16 protein-coding genes are annotated in these 18,935 nt (G+C 42.5%); 6 read left to right on the top strand and 10 right to left on the bottom strand.

Going from position 1 to position 18,935, the window contains the following annotated elements; translation table 11 throughout:
- Positions 1–183: 183 nt before the first annotated feature.
- Entirely contained in the window at positions 184–669 is a 486-nt protein-coding gene (locus JMX89_RS06905; protein ID WP_201532076.1) for a glutathione peroxidase, read from the bottom strand.
- A 145-nt stretch (positions 670–814) separates the two neighbouring features.
- Positions 815–1,240 carry a peptide-methionine (R)-S-oxide reductase MsrB gene (gene msrB / locus JMX89_RS06900; protein WP_201532077.1) on the bottom strand — a complete coding sequence of 142 codons (426 nt, stop codon included), beginning with the start codon at positions 1,238–1,240 and terminating at the stop codon, positions 815–817.
- 451 nt (positions 1,241–1,691) lie between these two features.
- Here msrB and JMX89_RS06895 point away from each other — a divergent pair, with 451 nt between their 5' ends.
- The gene (locus tag JMX89_RS06895; protein ID WP_201532078.1) at positions 1,692–3,329 is read left to right on the top strand and encodes an aminotransferase class I/II-fold pyridoxal phosphate-dependent enzyme; all 1,638 of its coding nucleotides are present in this window, start codon (positions 1,692–1,694) and stop codon (positions 3,327–3,329) included.
- A 109-nt stretch (positions 3,330–3,438) separates the two neighbouring features.
- Here the strand turns inward: JMX89_RS06895 and JMX89_RS06890 are convergent, their stop codons facing one another.
- Complete coding sequence (locus JMX89_RS06890) at positions 3,439–5,046, bottom strand: inorganic phosphate transporter (RefSeq protein WP_011513041.1); 1,608 nt, start codon at positions 5,044–5,046, stop codon at positions 3,439–3,441.
- Between the two features lie 747 nt (positions 5,047–5,793).
- Positions 5,794–7,464: an ATPase gene (locus JMX89_RS06885; protein WP_201551221.1), complete on the bottom strand. Its 1,671-nt coding sequence runs from the start codon at positions 7,462–7,464 to the stop codon at positions 5,794–5,796.
- 343 nt (positions 7,465–7,807) lie between these two features.
- Between JMX89_RS06885 and JMX89_RS06880 the strand changes: the two genes are divergently transcribed.
- The 4 genes from JMX89_RS06880 (at position 7,808) to JMX89_RS06865 (ending at position 12,218) form a co-directional block, all read left to right on the top strand.
- On the top strand, positions 7,808–8,518 hold the full coding sequence (locus JMX89_RS06880; protein WP_201551219.1) for an FFLEELY motif protein: 711 nt from the start codon (positions 7,808–7,810) through the stop codon (positions 8,516–8,518).
- A 78-nt stretch (positions 8,519–8,596) separates the two neighbouring features.
- On the top strand, positions 8,597–9,685 hold the full coding sequence (ubiE, locus tag JMX89_RS06875; protein WP_020442954.1) for a bifunctional demethylmenaquinone methyltransferase/2-methoxy-6-polyprenyl-1,4-benzoquinol methylase UbiE: 1,089 nt from the start codon (positions 8,597–8,599) through the stop codon (positions 9,683–9,685).
- A 118-nt stretch (positions 9,686–9,803) separates the two neighbouring features.
- Entirely contained in the window at positions 9,804–10,499 is a 696-nt protein-coding gene (locus JMX89_RS06870; RefSeq protein ID WP_201551217.1) for an SCP2 domain-containing protein, read from the top strand.
- A gap of 57 nt (positions 10,500–10,556) precedes the next feature.
- The gene (locus JMX89_RS06865; protein WP_201532083.1) at positions 10,557–12,218 is read left to right on the top strand and encodes an ABC1 kinase family protein; all 1,662 of its coding nucleotides are present in this window, start codon (positions 10,557–10,559) and stop codon (positions 12,216–12,218) included.
- A 184-nt stretch (positions 12,219–12,402) separates the two neighbouring features.
- Here JMX89_RS06865 and ruvB read toward each other — a convergent pair whose 3' ends face one another.
- The 5 genes from ruvB to JMX89_RS06840 form a co-directional block, all read right to left on the bottom strand.
- Positions 12,403–13,383 carry a Holliday junction branch migration DNA helicase RuvB gene (gene ruvB / locus JMX89_RS06860; protein ID WP_041772439.1) on the bottom strand — a complete coding sequence of 327 codons (981 nt, stop codon included), beginning with the start codon at positions 13,381–13,383 and terminating at the stop codon, positions 12,403–12,405.
- Between the two features lie 187 nt (positions 13,384–13,570).
- On the bottom strand, positions 13,571–14,194 hold the full coding sequence (gene ruvA, locus JMX89_RS06855) for a Holliday junction branch migration protein RuvA (RefSeq protein WP_201532084.1): 624 nt from the start codon (positions 14,192–14,194) through the stop codon (positions 13,571–13,573).
- Between the two features lie 87 nt (positions 14,195–14,281).
- A complete protein-coding gene (gene fba / locus JMX89_RS06850) occupies positions 14,282–15,316 on the bottom strand; it encodes a class II fructose-bisphosphate aldolase (protein WP_020442949.1) in 1,035 nt (344 codons plus the stop codon).
- Positions 15,317–15,737: 421 nt separating this feature from the next.
- The gene (locus tag JMX89_RS06845) at positions 15,738–16,103 is read right to left on the bottom strand and encodes a hypothetical protein (RefSeq protein ID WP_201532085.1); all 366 of its coding nucleotides are present in this window, start codon (positions 16,101–16,103) and stop codon (positions 15,738–15,740) included.
- Positions 16,104–16,363: 260 nt separating this feature from the next.
- Entirely contained in the window at positions 16,364–17,566 is a 1,203-nt protein-coding gene (locus tag JMX89_RS06840) for a phosphoglycerate kinase (RefSeq protein ID WP_201532086.1), read from the bottom strand.
- 322 nt (positions 17,567–17,888) lie between these two features.
- Between JMX89_RS06840 and JMX89_RS06835 the strand changes: the two genes are divergently transcribed.
- Positions 17,889–18,218: a TraR/DksA family transcriptional regulator gene (locus tag JMX89_RS06835; RefSeq protein ID WP_133105227.1), complete on the top strand. Its 330-nt coding sequence runs from the start codon at positions 17,889–17,891 to the stop codon at positions 18,216–18,218.
- A 27-nt stretch (positions 18,219–18,245) separates the two neighbouring features.
- Here the strand turns inward: JMX89_RS06835 and JMX89_RS06830 are convergent, their stop codons facing one another.
- A complete protein-coding gene (locus JMX89_RS06830) occupies positions 18,246–18,926 on the bottom strand; it encodes a thiamine phosphate synthase (RefSeq protein ID WP_133105228.1) in 681 nt (226 codons plus the stop codon).
- Positions 18,927–18,935: the final 9 nt, after the last annotated feature.

Raw genomic sequence — 18,935 nt, 5'->3', positions numbered from 1 at the left:
CTCTAAGTTTGTCACTAAGCTCTGCTGCTGTGGGTGTGTATTATATAGATTTACACATGGCTGTCAAACACTATTTTGATATTTATCACAGATTTTTGCTTATTTTGGTGATTAAATTTATAAGCATCTGTTTTAATTGATTTTATAATTTCGCAGAATAGTTAATCTTTTTCACTCTAGTACTTACTTTGCCGCCAGCGCTTGTTCTATATCAGCCTTGAGCGCTTCAGGTTTGGTCGTTGGTGCATAACGAGCAATTACCTGCCCTTTACTATCAATTAAAAACTTGGAGAAATTCCATTTGATACTGTCTGTGAGCAGCCCGCCTTTTTGATTTTTTAGCCATTCAAACACACGATGAGCATCACTGCCATTGACGTCGACTTTTGCCATCATTGGAAAGCTCACACCATAGTTCTTTTGGCAAAATGCGCCAATTTCATCATTATTAGCAGGATCTTGATTGGCGAATTGATTACAGGGAAAACCGATAATTACCAAACCTTGATCTTTATATTGCTGATACAGCGCTTCTAAGCCTTCAAACTGCGGCGTAAAGCCACACTTGCTTGCGGTATTAACGATTAGCAACACTTGATCTTTATAGTCAGAGAAATTTTGCGTCGTGCCATCGATACGCTCAGCACTAAAATCATAAATAGTAGTCATTATTCATCCTTAAATGAGTTATTTGTTTGCTATCAAAGGTTAGACACTGTGGTTAATAAGCTTAGTGATATTAATAATAAGTAGGGAGATATCAATACTCCCTACTCTTTTTACTACTACCTCATTAGCTTACACGCCGCTGTCACTATTCTTCAGACTTATCTAAATCGATAGACAACGAGTTGATGCAATAGCGCATGCCAGTGGTCTCACTTGGACCGTCAGGGAATACATGGCCCAAATGCGCGCCGCAATTGCTGCAAGTCACTTCAGTACGGCGCATGCCTAGCGAATCATCGATATGCTCATCGATGGCGCTATTATCGATACCTTGATCAAAGCTTGGCCAACCGCACCCTGCATCAAACTTATTGTCTGATTCAAACAAGTTAGCACCGCAGCCTTTACAGCGATAAATACCCTTATCATTAATATCATTGTAAACGCCCGTAAATGGTCGCTCTGTGCCCTTCTCGCGCAACACATGATACTCCTCAGCACTTAAGCGCTCTTTCCAGTCAGCCTCGGTCAATTGGCTGATTTTTTCTTTGCTCAGTTGATTGTCTTGCATAACGTATCCTTATGGAATGACTGATTGTCTACTCTATTGTGAGTAATGGTTTATCGAGGCTTTATCGCTATTTTTTATAAAAACGATAGGCTTTATCTGTTGGCGAGCGTCTTATTATTCAAGATGTTTATAACAAGAATACTCACTGCATGGAATGGCAGTGCCAGATACTGTAGGCAATTTGATATCGAAAAATCACAAGTTAGATCGTTTATTATTGAGCTGAAGTCTCTTAATGCATTATAAATCTCTGCAATGCAAGATTTTCTTACATTTTAAAAATCTATAATATACAAAGAACTTGCATTTAATTTCTATATGCAATAATATCTTGCATTGACAGTTAATTAAAAGTAGTTCTCTTTTAAAGCATTAGCTTAATACTTATCCAAGAGAGTTGGTTTCGTTACCTGATTAATGACAGATTCATAAAATAAAAAAGGCTTACATAATGACGGCTGATGACAAGACTAAAAGCACACAGGCTGAACGACTGGTACAGCTGCGCCGTGACAAAGGCATGACGGCAGAGCAGCTGGCACAAGCGATGACTGCTGCTGGCGCTAAAGTCAGCCGCGGTGCTATCTCTAATTGGGAGCGTGGGACCAATGGGATTGTCTCATCTAAGCTACCTACCCTTGCACGACTCTTAGGTTGTAGCGAAGGGTATTTGTTGCGCGGTGAGCTTGAAAGTGATAGCAAATCAGATGACGATTCTGACAGTATATCGTCTGATAATGATAAAGCTGTCGATGCAGGTGAGCAACCTCATAGCACTAGTCAAAATACACCAACAACAACTACCTCTTCTACTCCCCACAAAAATTCACCAAATAACCTGATGAGTGGTCACTCTATGAACTCAATAAAAAAATCTGATAAATTACAAAACGTCTGCTACGACATTCGCGGTCCTCTGCTGCAAACTGCCAATAAAATGGAAGCCGAAGGCAAGCGTATCTTAAAGCTAAATATCGGCAACCCTGCTCCTTTTGGTTTAGAAGCACCGCATGAGATTTTGCGTGATGTGGCGATGAATCTGCCGGAAGCGACGGGCTACTCAGACTCGCAAGGGATTTTTTCAGCGCGTAAAGCCGTATTGCAATATTACCAATCAAAGGGACTGCTATCGGCAGTTGATGTTCGTGATGTCTATCTAGGTAATGGCGTCTCTGAGCTGATTGTCATGACCCTGCAAGCGCTGATGAATGATGGCGATGAAGTGCTGGTTCCGATGCCAGACTACCCACTGTGGACGGCAGCTGCCAATCTCGCAGGCGGTACGGCGGTACATTATCGCTGTAATGAAGAAGATAACTGGCATCCTGATATTGAAGACATCAAATCTAAAATCACCAGCAAAACCAAAGGCATCGTAGTTATTAATCCCAATAATCCGACAGGCGCGCTGTACAGTGATGAAGTACTGCTGCAAATCGTCGAGGTCGCAAAAGAGCATGATTTAATCATCATGGCGGATGAGATTTATGACCGTATTCTCTATGATGATATGGAACATACGCCGATGAGCACTTTGACCGATGAAGTATTGGTGTTGTCCTATAATGGTTTATCAAAATCACATCGTATCGCAGGCTTTCGTGCCGGTTGGATGATGGTTTCAGGTCGTAAAGAACATGCGGCTGACTTTATCGAAGGTTTAGATATGCTTGCATCTATGCGTCTGTGTTCTAACGTTCAAGGACAATATGCGATTCAGACAGCGATGGGTGGCTATCAAAGCATGAAGGACCTAACGTCTAAAAAAGGGCGCTTGTACAAGCAGCGCGAGTTGGCAGTGACCCGTCTTAATGCGATAAAAGGTATCTCTTGTACCATGCCACAAGGCGCGTTTTACTGCTTTCCAAAGATGGATCCTGAGATTTACCCTATCAAAGATGATATGCAGTTTATGATGGATTTATTGTTAGAAGAAAACGTCTTGATGGTACAAGGCACAGGATTTAACTGGGATAAAAATGACCATTTCCGCTTGGTGTTTTTACCCAACTTACACGACTTAGAAGACGCTATGGATCGCTTAGACCGCTTTTTTGCTAAGAAGCGTAAGCAGTTTGGTACTGACTAATATATAGATGACACCTATATTTTTCTATAAAAAAACGCTTACCGATATGATATCGATAAGCGTTTTTTATTTGTATTAATCAAAAATTAAATGACTTTGATTTCAACTTTTAAAAGATATTTATCAGCACTATATAACTGATTGCAGACATACTTGCTGCTGCAGGAAGGGTAATAATCCATGCCAAACCAATTGGTTTCATCAGCGCCCAGTTGGTATCTCTATTGACGATACCAATGCCAAGTACAGCACCGACCAAGGTATGCGTGCTCGATACTGGTAGGCCCATCGTCGACGCACCCATCACAACCGCAGCTGCAGCCAACTCAGCTGAGAAACCAGAAGCAGGATGCATTTTTGCCAAATTGGTACCGACAGTCTGAATCACTTCTTTACCGATGAACCAAAGACCGACAATCAATGCCACACCAAAGGTTAACATCACAGCAGGTGGTACTGCTGCTTCTGTTGAGATACTATTGGTACGGATAACATCCATAATCGCTGCAAATGGACCAACAGCGTTGGCAATATCGTTAGAACCATGACTAAAAGCAAACGCTGATGCAGTAAAGACTTGCATCCAGCTAAACATAATAAACGTGGCTTTGGTCAAATCTTCTTTGTGCTTACCGCGGATACTCTTAGTATAAATATAAGTCGCAAGCCATACTAATGCTGCGATCATCCCCATAATTAAAAAGCCTTGCAACGTCGTCATACCATTATTGACGTTTTTTAAACCTTTGAAGATGACCAAAGAGGCCATGACTGCGCCGCCTGCAGCCGCAATAATAGGCACCCATTGCTTGAGTGCTTTTAAGGTATCGAGGTTGCTGCGCTCGTTTTCAATCTCATAAAGTTCTTTGTAATAGTTCGTCTCTAAATCTTCAACGACGCAATCATCATCTTTATAGATTTCTTGGTCACGCAACATCGCTGACGTATAAGACAACTGCTCAGACTCGGTTAAACCATCCAAGTACTCTTTGTGCGTCAGCTTTAACGTCTTTTTACTGTCTTTCAGAGTAGCAATATGCGCCTCTGTTTTATCATTATATTCAATGATGTTTTTCTTAATCTGTCCATATAGCAGATAAGACAAAACGCCGCCTAGTAGCGGTGACAAAACCCAAGAGATGGCGATCGTGCCAATCTTGCCCCAATTCACTGTCGACAATGCCATTTCAGTACCACCTAAGGTGATACCCAATACAATAGAGCTACCAACTACGCCGCCAATAATCGCGTGTGTAGTCGAAACCGGCAGGCCTTTTTTGGTGGCAAACAACAGCCAAAATGCAGCAGCAATGAGCGCTGAAAGCATGACATAAATGAACTGGTTGGGCGTTACTGAAAGACCATCTAAATCGACAATGCCGCTTCGAATCGTATCGGTCACTTCACCGCCTGCCAGCACGGCGCCTGATACTTCAAATATCGCCGCGATACCTAGCGCTTGCGGGATGGTTAAGGTCCCTGCACCGACTGAGGTACCAAAAGAGTTGGCGACATCATTACCGCCGATATTGAATGCCATAAAAACACCAAAAGCAGTAGCGACAATAAATAGCGTCGTCTGCTGGTGCATGGTGTAATCTAGACCCCACCACAAAAAGTAGGCGGTCATTCCAATCATTAAAATGGCAAAAAATAGATTGATTCTCATAGAGCCGACTGATTTTGTTGGTTCTGTAGAGCTGCTGCTAATACCCATACGTTGATACGTCCTGCGTAAGCTGATTGAAATTATTGACAAATGATGACATTACGCGGCTATTAATGATGTGATTATTACTACCCAAAAATACAATAACATGCGCGCAACGTGGTTATTTGAAATACAATTTTAGAATACTGTGTTGAGACAGCTGCCTCAATGCTTTGACACCCTCCTTATTATCTTATCTTAGCGGTTATAGCCATTTGCAAATAAGCAATTGAGCTTAACGACAATCAGAAACTAAGATAAAACGCCTAAGTAAAATGTCATAAAGCCGCAAGTGGTATTGCCAAATCGTCTGATTAAAGCATCTTGCGGCTTACGTTTTTATGATAATAGCGTTCTTCTATACAAGCTATTTATCGTGAATAATACATTGATATTAAAGACAAATAAACAGAAGACCAAGCTATTTTAATAGATAGCAACGCTCATTACGCGCCTATTATATTAAATATAGACGCATAATGCATGATGATATTACAAGATTTGTAACTGTGAATATAAGATTTAAGAAATATACACTTTAGATCAGACGTTATAGGGTTATTTTTAGCCAACACACACTTGAATTGCCATAGTCAATTCAAGTGATAACAGCGGAAATTAATAGCTATAAATGAATAGGTAGCTGCTTAAGAATAGGCTTAAAAGTGCTTCTATAAGATAAATAATTTCCGCTTAGCATTTGCTACGCATTCCAAGGCTTTAAGAAAACTTATCTATGTAGCACTTTATGACTTAGCTGGCAGCAAGCAACGCGGATAGCTGCTCGATAGCGTGGTCTAACACCTCTAAACGCGCTTGGCGCTTGTCATTATTAGCGATCACACACCAAGGGGCGTTCTTAGTATCCGTACGTGCCAGCATATCAGCCGCCGATTGTACATAATCTGACCATTTATCACGGTTACGCCAATCGTCGTCGGTCAATTTAAATTGTTTGTATGCAGTTTCTTCACGTTCCTCAAAACGCTTAAGCTGCTCTTTTTTATCGATTGCCAGCCAGTACTTGATGACCAGAGTACCTGACGCTGCCAAGGCAGCTTCAAAGCGATTGATTTCATCATAAGCGCGCTGCCACTCATCATCCGTCGCAAAGACTTCAATACGTTCTACCAAGACACGCCCATACCAAGTACGATCAAAAATACCAATACGGCTGATGCGGTCTGTCTGCTCGTTCGGAAGCTTTTGCCAAAAACGCCACAAATAAGGATGCTGTAGCTCATATAACATGGGCGCGCCAATATTATAAATTTGATATTCACGTGGATCAAGTGGCGCCACCAGTCTTTTAATAGCGCCGCCCTTTCCTGCTGCATCCATACCTTCAAAGGCAAACACCACATGTTGACCTTGACGCGCACGTAACAGTTCTGCCAAGCGTGCCTGCTTCTTAGCCAATGCGTCATTGTAGTCAGATTTATCAATATCTGAATCTTCGATATCAGTAAGTACCTTAGGTATTTTTACTCGCTCAAACTTTATTGACTGATACTCTATTTGATTATTATGAGTACCCTTTGAATCTTGTGCTTGATCTGATTCTGCACTGTTTTCTCCTCGGCTGCTAAACAACGCTTTTTGCATCGCATGTAAGACTTCATGACAAAAATGTATGGCTGCTTGCAATTTATCTGCGCCATCGATGATAATCCAATCGCCTTGCTGGCGTAATAATTCGGCAGCAACTTCATTGAACTTAGCCACTATCGTCATATCATGCCAATCAATTTGGTATAGAAATTTCGGATCTGGCTCGTCATCATTAAGCCTCGCCTGCAAAGTCTCGATATCGACATGAAACCAGCACTTTAGTAGCTGCGTTTGATTTGCCACAAGGTCTTGCTCAAAAGCTTGCAATTCTGTTAGCTGCTGGCGTAAATAGTCTTGCCATTGACCAATTGGTAACGCTTCAATACCCCTATTCTTCTTATTTTTTTCTGACTTTTCGCTCTCTGCGCTTGCCATGCGCATCACGTTATAAAGTAAATCTGCATACCAGTTGCCAAAATATACCATCACATCACCGTGGCGCGGCATGGCTTTGGTATGCGTCTGCCAAATCGGTTGGTGTGCTAAAGGACAATAACCAATGGTCGCTTCGACCTTAAGCAGGCGCGGATCGACCCACTGGCGCAATTGCGTTACCGCCGTCCCCTTACCTGCCTGCTCCATACCATTGACTAATACTAATAGCCCAATGGCTTTATCAGTACTCGGTGATTCTGGCTGGCGCGTCGCACGCAGAGCGAACTGGGCTGTAACCAATGCCAATCGCAGCGCATCTTCATCCATTGAAAATTTGCTCAAAGGATTGGGCATCAGACGCTGCTCGACGACTTGCTCGTTAAATGGCGCGCTCACATCTTTTGCTGACTTGTCTGTTTTATTCTTTTTTTTGCTCATGTTTATGCTCGCTATAGTCTTATCAAATAACTGGTTTAAAATAATCGTCTAAAATAGCTAAGTTGTTTTATCATAGCATTACGCTCTTTTAGTAAATAACGTGGCTATGTAATTTGTGTTATAAAGTCTTATAAATTGACTACCTGAAAGCGCTGTGCAATCTTTATATGTAACAGTTTGGCATTTGTATTCTGTCTTATTTTCTTTTAAGGTGAACAAAATCTTAAGAGCATGGTTTAATAGCTGCCTATAAGCAGAAAACTTAGCGCTAACCAGCCCCCCTTATTATCCAGCTTTTATTATCAACTTGATGACTATTATTATTTTTATAGGATGACCTGCCATGTCTGCTTTAGCCAACTTACAACAGCACCTTGACCGCTTTTGGGCGCTGCCACATCATGAAGACGCTGCATTGAATGAGAAGCTTAATGAAGTACAATCATGGCAACAAGAGCGCATCAAACGTACCCATAGCACGCTGTTTGAGCAACCAAAAAACCAGCTAATGGCAGATTATTTTTTAACGCAGCTGTATGGTGGTGATGAATTTAAAGTACTGGCAGAACAATTAGGACGCATTCTCCCTAAAGCCAAGAAACTTGAGCGTCTTGCCAAAGAGTCATCTTTAGAAGCTGGCAGTATGGGTATTCAAGCGTCTATATTGGCGATTGAGCTCGACTTGCATTTGGCGCAGTGGTTACTCGAACAAGAGTTAGCTGTCAATGAAGAAAACATGCTACTCGCTTACCGTACGGTTGATGAAGCTATTGAGCGTCGCGTACAGATTAATAATTTAAAAGACGTTTGCTATCGTACTGACAAAGACTTGAATTCATTTATGCTCAAAAAAGCTTTTGCGATGGCTAAAGGCACCGCGTATCGCTATAACTTTCAGCCGCTTTATGATTTTATCGATTCAGGCTTTAAAGCTATGAAACCACTAAAAAGTGTGAGCAGCTTTATTGAACCGTTTTGCGCGCGCGAGCTTGAAGTTATTGATGAAGTCCATGCCATGGATAATGACGGTAAGCCCGCTGCGTTTGCTGTATGATAAGCGCTATTGTCTCAACAACTATTAGTATTTTATCTGACTAAAAACAAGCATAAAAATAAATCATAGGACACCGCGATGACTGATCATGTAAATAATAAAACGACTACTAATGGCCGTATACAAGATAAATTGGTTCAAGACAGTATCACTCATAACCAAAATATTACCGCTCAAGTAAAAGCACGTCAAAATACCGCTACAAGTGTTAATAACGTTATTAACAATGACTTTACTCATGTTGAAGATTTACCCATAGGAACGCCACAAGGGCAACAAACCACTATGCCAAATGCCAATACTGAAAACCACGCCCAAAATAGCACTGTAAATGACGCTGCACAGACAAATACTCAAGCCCCTAAGCAAACGCTTTTTAACCAGCGTGACGATATCAATAATCCACATACGTCTGATACTGATGGTCATGAAGAAACCCATTTTGGCTATAAGACCGTTAATAAAGCAGAAAAACAAGCACGCGTGGCTGACGTATTTACCTCTGTCGCCAAAAAATACGACATCATGAATGACTTGATGTCATTTGGTATTCATCGCTTGTGGAAGCGTTATGCCATCAGCTTATCTGGCGTGCGTGCTGGTCAACATGTATTAGATATCGCTGGCGGTACGGGTGATTTAGCCAAAGTCTTTAGCCGTGAAGTCGGTCGCAACGGTAAAGTCGTGTTGTCTGATATCAATGCGGCAATGCTAGAAGTTGGTCGTGAGCGCTTGATTAATGCTGGCTGTAATAATGTCGATTTTGTTTTGGCGAACGCTGAAACCCTAGCGCCATTTGATGATAATAGCTTTGATCTGCTGACCATCAGCTTTGGTCTACGTAACGTTACAGATAAAGATGCTGCATTAAAATCGATGTACCGTGTGCTTAAGCCAGGTGGTCGCTTATTAATACTAGAGTTCTCAAAACCTATCTTTGAGCCATTATCAAAAGCCTATGATTTATATTCATTCACAGCGCTACCGATGATGGGTAAGCTGGTTGCTAACGATTCCGAAAGCTATAAATATTTAGCTGAATCGATTCGTATGCACCCTGATCAGCAGACGCTAAAGCAGATGATGGAGCAAGCAGGCTTTGAAAATTGTGATTATCATAATCTGACCGCTGGTATCGTCGCGGTACATCGCGGCTTTAAAGCATAAGATTAAGTTTTAAATTACAATACATAGCGATAAAAATGCCATTATGTAAAATGATGGCAACTTATATTTATAAATAATGCGCTCTTTTAAGGCGCTCAACTGACTATGCGAGAGCCTTATGCTGACTGTTCTACTTTTGGCCGGTGCTGAAAAGCTGATTAATATGGCTATTGCCAGTGATGAGATTACCAAAGCGGGTTTAGCGCCACTTGCTGGCAAAGTGCTGCGTCTCAACATGGGCACGCCTGATGTGAATTTAGATGTGCTATTCACTGAAGAGCGCTTGCGTTTTGAGCCAGTGACGACTGAAAGTGTGTTTGAGCAAAGTGGCGCTATGAATGAGCGTCAAAAAGCCAGTATGGATCGTGCGCGTCTTGGTCATAGCCGCCCAGATTGTATTATTACCGTCGATAACCCTGCCCAGCTACTGAATCTCATGCGCGGTACAGAAGGCAACTTGCCTATTGAGGGCGATTACAAAGTACTTATGCAACTCAATCAATTGGTTGCAGGCTTTGATCCTGATGTTGCAGGACAACTTGAACCATTTATTGGTAAATCGATGGCAAGTCAGCTGCACCTCCTGATATCGCAGCTTAAAGGCAGCTGGCGTCATAGTGCCAAGCGTGCTTTTAACGATGTTAGCGATTGGGCAAACGATGTTGCAGGTAATAGTGCACCTGACCCAATAGATGTAACTGAAGTAAATGCGCTTAAGCAGCAACTACTGAAACTGCGCGCCGATGTTGAACGTGAAGAAGCCAAACTAGCCGCTATCAAAGATGAGCAAGCACGTTTAACTCATAGTAGATAATTGCCTTTTCTACAACGCCTACCTTATTTTTGACTTTATCTAGAGTATTTATATCTCATGCTATTATCCCATCGCGCCCGTTTACTTGAGCTATGGCGCATTGCCGCCACTTATCGTATTGACACCCATTTTTCTGTCGAAGAGGCGCCGCAGCTACAGCCTTTGGTGCGTTTAATCCGTATGCATCCAGCTGCGTGGGGTAAAAAGCATCAGCCTAATGCGATTAAATACGCGCTTGAAGATATGGGGACTCTATTTTTAAAGCTTGGACAATTACTCTCGACCCGCCGTGACCTCGTGCCACCTGAGATTATTGCGCAACTTATTCAACTGCAAGATAAAGTTAAATCTTTCGATTCTGATATCGCGATTGCGCAAATTCAAGACCCTAGACACGGTCTTGGTCAATCTATTGGCTCTTTATTTGCACGTTTTGACGTCAAGCCTTTAGCAGCTGCTTCTATTGCCCAAGTACATACCGCTGCGCTGCATGATGGGCGTGAAGTGGTGGTCAAAGTGGTTCGTCCTGATATTCGCACGACCATTATTGCAGATTTTGAATTGCTACGAGAACTCGCCAATTGGGCATCGGCGCGTATCGAAGCAGCTCGTGCAATACACATCATCGATATTGTTGAAGACTACCGTCAAGTCATGCTCAACGAGTTAGATTTGACATTAGAGGCAGACAATACAACGCAAATGCGCAACAACTTCTTGGGCTCGGCATTGATGTATGTGCCAGAAGTCTATGATGCCAATAAAAACGTCATGGTCATGGAGCGTATACAAGGCGTTCCAATCTCACAAATTGAGGTATTTGATCAATTAGGCTATGACCGTGCAGCACTGGCAGAAAAAGGCTTAACGATATTTTTTACCCAAGTATTCCGTGATAACTTCTTCCATGCCGATATGCACCCCGGCAATGTTTTTGTCGAGACGCCGCCAGTCAATACTTTGACTGCAAATATGGCCGCCGTGGACTTAGGACATGAGCCACGTTATATCGGGCTTGATTGTGCCATCATGGGCACCTTATCAAAGGACGATCAGCTTATCGTCGCGCGAATGTTATTGTCCGTGATGAATAACAACTTTACAGCGATGGTTGATATCGTCAGTCGAGCTGGCTGGATACCGCCAAGTGCTGATAAGCATGCATTGATGCGTGATATGAAACGCACTGTCGGTCCGATGTTACAAAAATCCATTAACGATATCGACTTTGCCGGTGTATTAATGCAAATATTAGATATCGCCCGCCGCCATCATATGAGTATTCCACCGCAGTTGATGCTACTGCTCAAAACTTTAGTGCATGTCGAAGGACTTGGTCGCGACTTGTATCCTAATCTTGATATCTGGTCGCTTGCCAAGCCAATCTTAAGCAGCTGGATTAAGGAGCAGCTTGATCCGATGCGTAATTTACAACAGCTACGTCAGCAGTTGCCTGAGATTTTATTATCGACCACTGATATCCCAAGACTGCTAGATCAAGGGTTACAGAGCCTTGCTTCACAAGGATCACGTCAAGACAGTCAACTGCGTGAGATTCAACAAATCCGTGCCGATATGCTAAACGACCGTCGCCGAGATTGGTTGGCGCTGGCGGGCTTTGCTATTTTCATAGCCATTGCAACACAAGTTATCGGTTGGCTATCACCTATTTTTTACCTCTTAGCGATTTTGGCAGTCGTGTGGCGTATCTTAGCCTAAACCGTTAGTAGCTTTGACTAAAAGACTTCTGACAATAACAAGTACTTATTAAAAATAGATAGGCATAAGCGTTTGGCTTGAGCCTTCATCCACTATTTAATAGATACTATAAAAAATAAAACAAAAAAAATGTGCCTACATTTAATATTCTAATTAAGTGTAGGCACATTTTTTTAGACTAACTTTATAGCATCTGATCGATCGCCATCTGCGTTAATACTCGACCACGTGCAGTCCGAAGTACATAGCCTTGTTGGATAAGGTATGGCTCAATCACATCCTCTAACGTACCGCGGTCTTCAGCCATCGCTGCTGCCACCGCTTCAACGCCAGCAGGTCCACCGTCAAAACGCTCGTGCAATATCTCAATATAACGTCTATCCAAATGATCGAGACCACGTCTATCGACTGCGAGCATATCGAGCGCACTACCAGCAATTGCGCCATTAATACTGCCATCGCCTCTGACCTGAGCATAATCACGTACACGTCGTAATAGACGGTTGGCAATCCTTGGCGTACCACGTGCACGGCGCGCAATTTCAACGGCCCCATCCTCACTCATTGGCACGCGCATCAACCGCGCTGCACGACTGACAATGGTGGTTAAATCAGCAATATTATAAAACTCTAGTCGCTGCACGATACCAAAGCGATCTCTCAGTGGTGACGTTAATAATCCGGCTCGGGTGGTTGCTGCAACTAACGTAAATGGCGGCAAATCAAGCTTAATAGAGCGTGCTGCTGGTCCTTCACCAATCATGATATCCAGCTGAAAATCCTCCATCGCTGGATAAAGAATTTCTTCAATTACCGGACTTAAGCGGTGAATCTCATCAATAAATAGGACATCACCAGCTTCCAAATTGGTCAGCATCGCTGCCAAATCGCCAGCGCGCTCAAGGACAGGCCCTGAAGTAGAACGTAGATTGCCACCCATCTCGCGAGCAATAATATTGGCAAGGGTCGTTTTTCCTAAGCCTGGTGGTCCAAAGATGAGCGTATGATCCAACGCTTCATCACGCGCCCGTGCCGCTTGAATAAAGACTTCCATCTGCTCGCGTACGACGGGCTGACCGATATATTCCGCCAATAATGCTGGTCGAATATTGGCATCAGGGGCATCTGACGCCCCTTCTAGCGGATTAATCAAACGATCTTGCATCATAGTTTTTGCCATTATGCTTAAAGCATTATTTTTAAAAGATTAGGTAATAAATAGCATAACCAAACGCTGCTCATAAGTCATGCAAAACATGATAAAGCAGGTGCTAAAACGAAAATAAGCGACATCTAATGTCGCTTATTTTCAATCGCTGTTTTTTTAATTAATGTTGTGTTGAAAGATACTCTTATTTAAAACTTTGAAATTGCTGCAAGGTAGCTTTTAACAAACTCTGTGTATCTGCAAATGTCTCACCATTACTTTTTGCCGCCTTAATAGCTTGCTGAGCTTCTTTTTCTTTGTAGCCCAAGCTAATCAACGCGCCTTCAACTTCAGCAATGATACTTCCTTCAGCAGATATTGGTACCGGCTGCATAGCAAATTCTAAATGACTGCTGTCGACTTCGATATTTTTCAGCTTATCTTTTAGCTCAATCAATAAACGCTGCGCTGTCTTTTTGCCGATACCTGGGATACGTGTCAATGCCGCTTCTGAATCTTGCTCGACATGCATTTTTAGCTCAGCAGCTGACATTGCAGATAGCATTGCTAATGCCATTTTTGCCCCAACACCGTTGATTTTAATCAGCTGGCGAAAGACATCACGCTCTTTACGGTCAATAAAACCATAGAGCAGCTGCGCATCTTCGCGCACATGGAAATGCGTCCAAATGCTCGCCTGCTCGTTAAGACGCAATTGGCAAAATGACGGCAATGGTAGCTCAATATCATAGCCAACACCAGAGGTGGTCATGATACAGGCAGTCGGTGCCATTAAGTATTGCACCTGTCCATTAATCAATCCAATCATAATCCACGATCTCTTATATAGACTATTATAAAAATGAGCTAAACCATCATCTAACTATCAATCAATCTCTTTTACCATGTCAGCTTACTAGTAAAAATTAACCATACCTTCAAGACTGATTGGACGAATCTTATGCGCTTGACCCGCTGAACCAAAGGCTTCAAAACGATTGGTACAGATATCTGACATCGCAACCATAGAGGCTTTGAAGTATTTACGTGGATCAAATTCGCTAGGATTTTCTGCAAGGAATTTACGAATCGCGCCTGTTGATGCCAAACGTAAATCGGTATCGATATTTACTTTACGCACACCATGCTTAATCGCTTCAACGATTTGCTCGACAGGCACACCATAAGTCTCACCGATGTTGCCACCATTTTCATTGATGACTTTTAGCCATTCTTGTGGTACTGATGATGAACCATGCATAACTAGGTGAGTGTTAGGAATACGGGCATGAATTTCTTTGACGCGCTCAATCGATAAGATATCGCCTGTCGGTGGACGCGTAAACTTATAAGCACCATGACTGGTACCGATAGCAATCGCTAACGCATCGACGTTAGTGTCTTTAACGAACTGCTCTGCTTCATCAGCACTGGTCAATAGCTGCTCGTGATCCAATACGCCTTCTGCGCCAGAGCCATCTTCTTCGCCTGCCATGCCAGTTTCAAGACTACCTAAGCAACCAATCTCGCCTTCGACTGAAACACCGCAAGCATGAGCCATTTTGACTACTTCGCGAGTCACGCTGGCGTTATAGTCATAATCCATCGGCGTTTTACCGTCTGTACCAAGCGAGCCGTCCATCATCACTGATGAGAAGCCAAGCTGAATTGAGCGTTGGCAAATAGCAGGTGACATACCGTGGTCTTGATGCATAACGACTGGAATATGTGGCCACTCTTCGATAGCAGCAATAATCAGATGACGCAAAAATGCAGAGCCTGCATAACTACGGGCACCGGCACTGGCTTGTACAATCACAGGAGAGTCACAGGCGTCAGCCGCCATCATAATGGCACGCATCTGCTCTAAATTATTAACATTGTAAGCAGGAACACCATAGCCGTGTTCAGCAGCATGATCCAAAAGTTGACGTAACGATATTAAGGCCATAAAACGCTCTCTGGTTATATTCTAAAAATAGTATTTTGAAAATGATATTAAAACATCATTTTTAACAATAAGACGTTGCCACATTTGCACTGCGACCTAGCTTTGCAATGGGTATTCCATTATAAGCCAACAAAAACCACTGCTTTCTGCTCGTCATTATTACGCCGTGATTATAGCAAAAATTACCAGCGCTTCGTAGCGCTTAACTGACTATTTGTTTGTCTGTTTGGTTTTTATACCTTATTTGCACAGCTAGATAGACGATTTCGTCTATAAAAAATTCATGACTTGCTTTTTATGGATCAAATTGATTATTTTTATCCATAAAAAAAGCCTTGGCAATTACCAAAGCTTTTATATATTTTATAGGCTTATAAAACAATTGATGTGTATCACTAATACTTAAAATCAAAACTGCTGATTAGTACTGCTGCTCTGCTTCTACTGCATTTTCACTAGCTTTATCTTCAACAGCAGCTGCGCCATCGGCAACCACACCAGCAGTAGCGGACACGGCTTCATTTGCGCCTACCACAACCGCTTCGCCAGTATTTGCTAGTGCATCAGTCGCAGCAGCGCCAGCAACTTCAGCATTTTCTGCAGCTTCAGCGCCCGCTTCTTGGGCAGCTACTTCAGCTTCAGCAGCAGCGGCTTCTGTATTCGCAGCAGCATCTTCGCCAGCTGATTCAGCAGCAGCATCGGTTTTATCTTGTGTTTCTTGGCTACATGCAGTGATTGCAAAAGTACCGGCAAGAACACTAGCAAGTAATAAATGACGTTTTAACATAATAAATCCCTCATAAATAAAGCATGTCAAATACATGGTTTGCGCTATTTTATAGAGTGCAAATTGGACATGCAATAACAATTTTCAGTATAGAAACAAATAATTACCACTTAATAATAATCGATGACGATTCGAACTTATTGCCTTGAAAACAATAAGATATGAATAGTAGCCAAAATATTATCCGTACAGCGTACCTTAGATACTGCGGCTAAGTTGTACGGCTAATGTTACTCATCTGCTGAAGTATCGTTAAGAGGTTATGCATTAATTTGTAAAGCAGCAACCGCTGGCAAGATTTTACCTTCTACAAACTCTAAGAACGCACCGCCACCCGTTGACATGTAGCTGACGCCATCAGCCACTTGATATTTATCAATCGCAGCAAGTGTATCACCGCCACCTGCAATCGAGAAACCTTGGCTGTTTTTGACCGCTTCTGCCACTATCTGAGTACCCTGACCAAACGCATCCACTTCAAAAACACCGACTGGACCATTCCATAAGATGGTTTTAGCATCGTTGATCGCCTCTGCCAATTTCATGGCACTCTCTGGTGCGATATCTAATATCATGTCATTATCGCCAATCGCATCAACAGACTTGATGCTAGCAACTGCCTTTTGAAGCGAGCCTGTGAAATCTGCAAAATCAATCTCATTTTTATCAGCAACGACGACATATTCAGGCAATAAAATCTCAGTTTTACCCATGATTTCACGAGCTGTATCGAGCAGATCTGCTTCATAAAGTGACGCACCAACACTATGACCTTGCGCGGCTAAGAAGGTATTTGCAATCCCGCCACCAACGATAATCTGTGAGCAAAGCTCAGCCAAACTATGTAAAACCTCTAATTTGGTAGAAACTTTTGAGCCACCAACGATAGCGAGCATAGGTTGTGCTGGCGTTTCAAGTGCTAGGCTTAAAGCATCAAGCTCTGCTGCCAATAAAGGTCCAGCACAGGCGGTCTTACCAGCTTTATACATCGCTTGGGTCACGCCTTCTGTTGATGCTTGGGCACGATGTGCTGTGCCAAAAGCGTCCATCACAAATATATCGCACAAATCAGCATATTTTTGTGCAAGCGCTGCATCATTCTTCTTTTCGCCTTCATTAAAACGTACGTTCTCTAGCAGTGCGACTTCACCTGCTTCGATAGCGACGCCTTGAGTAAGGTAATCACTATTCAGCGTAACAGGCGCGGATAGTTTATCGCTTAAATAGTCAGCAACGGGTGCTAACGAATAAATGGCTTCAGGATTGCCTTCTGTCGGGCGTCCTAAATGCGAGCAGACTATCACTGCTGCACCCTTTTCTAGCGCCATCTTAATCGTCGGCAAACTTGCTTGCAGGCGTGCATCACTAGCCACTTTACCCGCTTTAATAGGGACATTAAGGTCTTCACGAATCAACACTACTTTATCGGTCAAACTCAGCTCGCTCATACGCAAAAAATTCATTACCTGCTCCTATATATCATCTGTTATCAATCTGTATGACGGTTCGCCAACGGTTTATTGGATATTCTTTAGCAAATTTATTTCATCAAATCCTATTGCTGGCAGTTTTAGAAAACTGTCCTAACAAGTATTTAAGGCGGTGTATTCTAACAGTTTTATAGTCTGTACTTATATGTCACCTAAGATAAATTTAGCGATAAGCAAATTTATCTTCTCAAACTAATAACACTCTCATTAACATTTTGTGGTGGTACTGAGTCGTTTAGCTATCTATGATCAATAGCGTACTTGTGCCATAACAATAAACCATTCGGAGAAATCAATGAGTATCGACTTTGAAGCTGCCAAACAAAATCTATTACAACTAAAACAAGAGTACCAAACTCGGATTGCTGACATTGAGGACCATATCCAAAATCCGCAAGATGATCTCAATGAACATTGGGAAGATCAAGCGATTGCTTATCGTCAGAATGACATGCGCAAGAACTTAATGGTTGAGGCACAGCAAAGCTTAGGTTTTGTAGACCACGCTTTAAGCCGTATCGACAGTGGCAGCTATGGAGAATGTGAGGTATGCGCTGAGCCTATCGAAGCACAGCGCTTGCAAGCATTGCCTTATGCAACTTTATGTATGCAGCACGCTGAATAAATTCGTGCTTATATTTTAAAATAGTATTTATTCAGCAGGCACATTCCACTTATTAAGTACTTGATGCCACTGTTGACAACGCATCGCGATTTGATGGACAGGTAAATCCATGATATCGCCAACGATTGCTATATAAGCAATAGGTAACCCTGCCAGCTCTGAGATGTTTTCTGCCGTTAAACCGCCTATCACGCATATTTTTATATCTTGCTGGCAGCCTTCTATCAGTTGCTGGCGTAAGATAGTGGCAGCATTGGGCTTGGTTGTTGAAACAAAGATTGCACCCATGGCGGCATAGCTTGCGCCTTCATTTTTCGCAGCTTTGACTAGTGTTATATCGCCATGACAAGTGCGACCAATGATTTGTTTCGGGGCTAAAGATTGTGCTGCCTCACTAAGATCACCATCTTGCTGTCCCAAATGCACGCCGATACCAAGTTTTTCGGCCAAAGCAATATTGTCATTTATCGATACTGGCACATTGTAGGTTTTAGCCAAATTAACGATTTGTAGCGCTTCTTTATAAAGAACAGACTCACCGTCAGGCAATGCCAATATCTGCTTACGGCGTATTTGTAAAAGAGCAATCAATCCTGTTGCTAAAGCGGCTTCTAACTTTTGATATAAAAGGCTAAACTCATCATCATTAGTCAGCAAATATAGCTTAGGTATAGTATGAGAAACCGTAGAGACTGATGGCTGAATCATGTAATGCTC

This window comes from Psychrobacter sp. DD43 (assembly GCF_904846555.1).
GTDB classification, from domain to species: Bacteria; Pseudomonadota; Gammaproteobacteria; order Pseudomonadales; family Moraxellaceae; genus Psychrobacter; species Psychrobacter cryohalolentis.
Note: the sequence above shows the minus strand (reverse complement) of the source record. Positions and strands in the feature narration are given on the sequence as shown.

Excerpts from the sequence above, each read along its gene's own strand:
- JMX89_RS06905 (WP_201532076.1), bottom strand. The coding sequence starts at position 669 with ATGACTACTATTTATGATTTTAGTGCTGAGCGTATCGATGGCACGACG.
- msrB (WP_201532077.1), bottom strand. The coding sequence starts at position 1,240 with ATGCAAGACAATCAACTGAGCAAAGAAAAAATCAGCCAATTGACCGAG.
- JMX89_RS06895 (WP_201532078.1), top strand. The coding sequence starts at position 1,692 with ATGACGGCTGATGACAAGACTAAAAGCACACAGGCTGAACGACTGGTA.
- JMX89_RS06890 (WP_011513041.1), bottom strand. The coding sequence starts at position 5,046 with ATGGGTATTAGCAGCAGCTCTACAGAACCAACAAAATCAGTCGGCTCT.
- JMX89_RS06885 (WP_201551221.1), bottom strand. The coding sequence starts at position 7,464 with ATGAGCAAAAAAAAGAATAAAACAGACAAGTCAGCAAAAGATGTGAGC.
- JMX89_RS06880 (WP_201551219.1), top strand. The coding sequence starts at position 7,808 with ATGTCTGCTTTAGCCAACTTACAACAGCACCTTGACCGCTTTTGGGCG.
- ubiE (WP_020442954.1), top strand. The coding sequence starts at position 8,597 with ATGACTGATCATGTAAATAATAAAACGACTACTAATGGCCGTATACAA.
- JMX89_RS06870 (WP_201551217.1), top strand. The coding sequence starts at position 9,804 with ATGCTGACTGTTCTACTTTTGGCCGGTGCTGAAAAGCTGATTAATATG.
- JMX89_RS06865 (WP_201532083.1), top strand. The coding sequence starts at position 10,557 with ATGCTATTATCCCATCGCGCCCGTTTACTTGAGCTATGGCGCATTGCC.
- ruvB (WP_041772439.1), bottom strand. The coding sequence starts at position 13,383 with ATGCAAGATCGTTTGATTAATCCGCTAGAAGGGGCGTCAGATGCCCCT.
- ruvA (WP_201532084.1), bottom strand. The coding sequence starts at position 14,194 with ATGATTGGATTGATTAATGGACAGGTGCAATACTTAATGGCACCGACT.
- fba (WP_020442949.1), bottom strand. The coding sequence starts at position 15,316 with ATGGCCTTAATATCGTTACGTCAACTTTTGGATCATGCTGCTGAACAC.
- JMX89_RS06845 (WP_201532085.1), bottom strand. The coding sequence starts at position 16,103 with ATGTTAAAACGTCATTTATTACTTGCTAGTGTTCTTGCCGGTACTTTT.
- JMX89_RS06840 (WP_201532086.1), bottom strand. The coding sequence starts at position 17,566 with ATGAATTTTTTGCGTATGAGCGAGCTGAGTTTGACCGATAAAGTAGTG.
- JMX89_RS06835 (WP_133105227.1), top strand. The coding sequence starts at position 17,889 with ATGAGTATCGACTTTGAAGCTGCCAAACAAAATCTATTACAACTAAAA.
- JMX89_RS06830 (WP_133105228.1), bottom strand. The coding sequence starts at position 18,926 with ATGATTCAGCCATCAGTCTCTACGGTTTCTCATACTATACCTAAGCTA.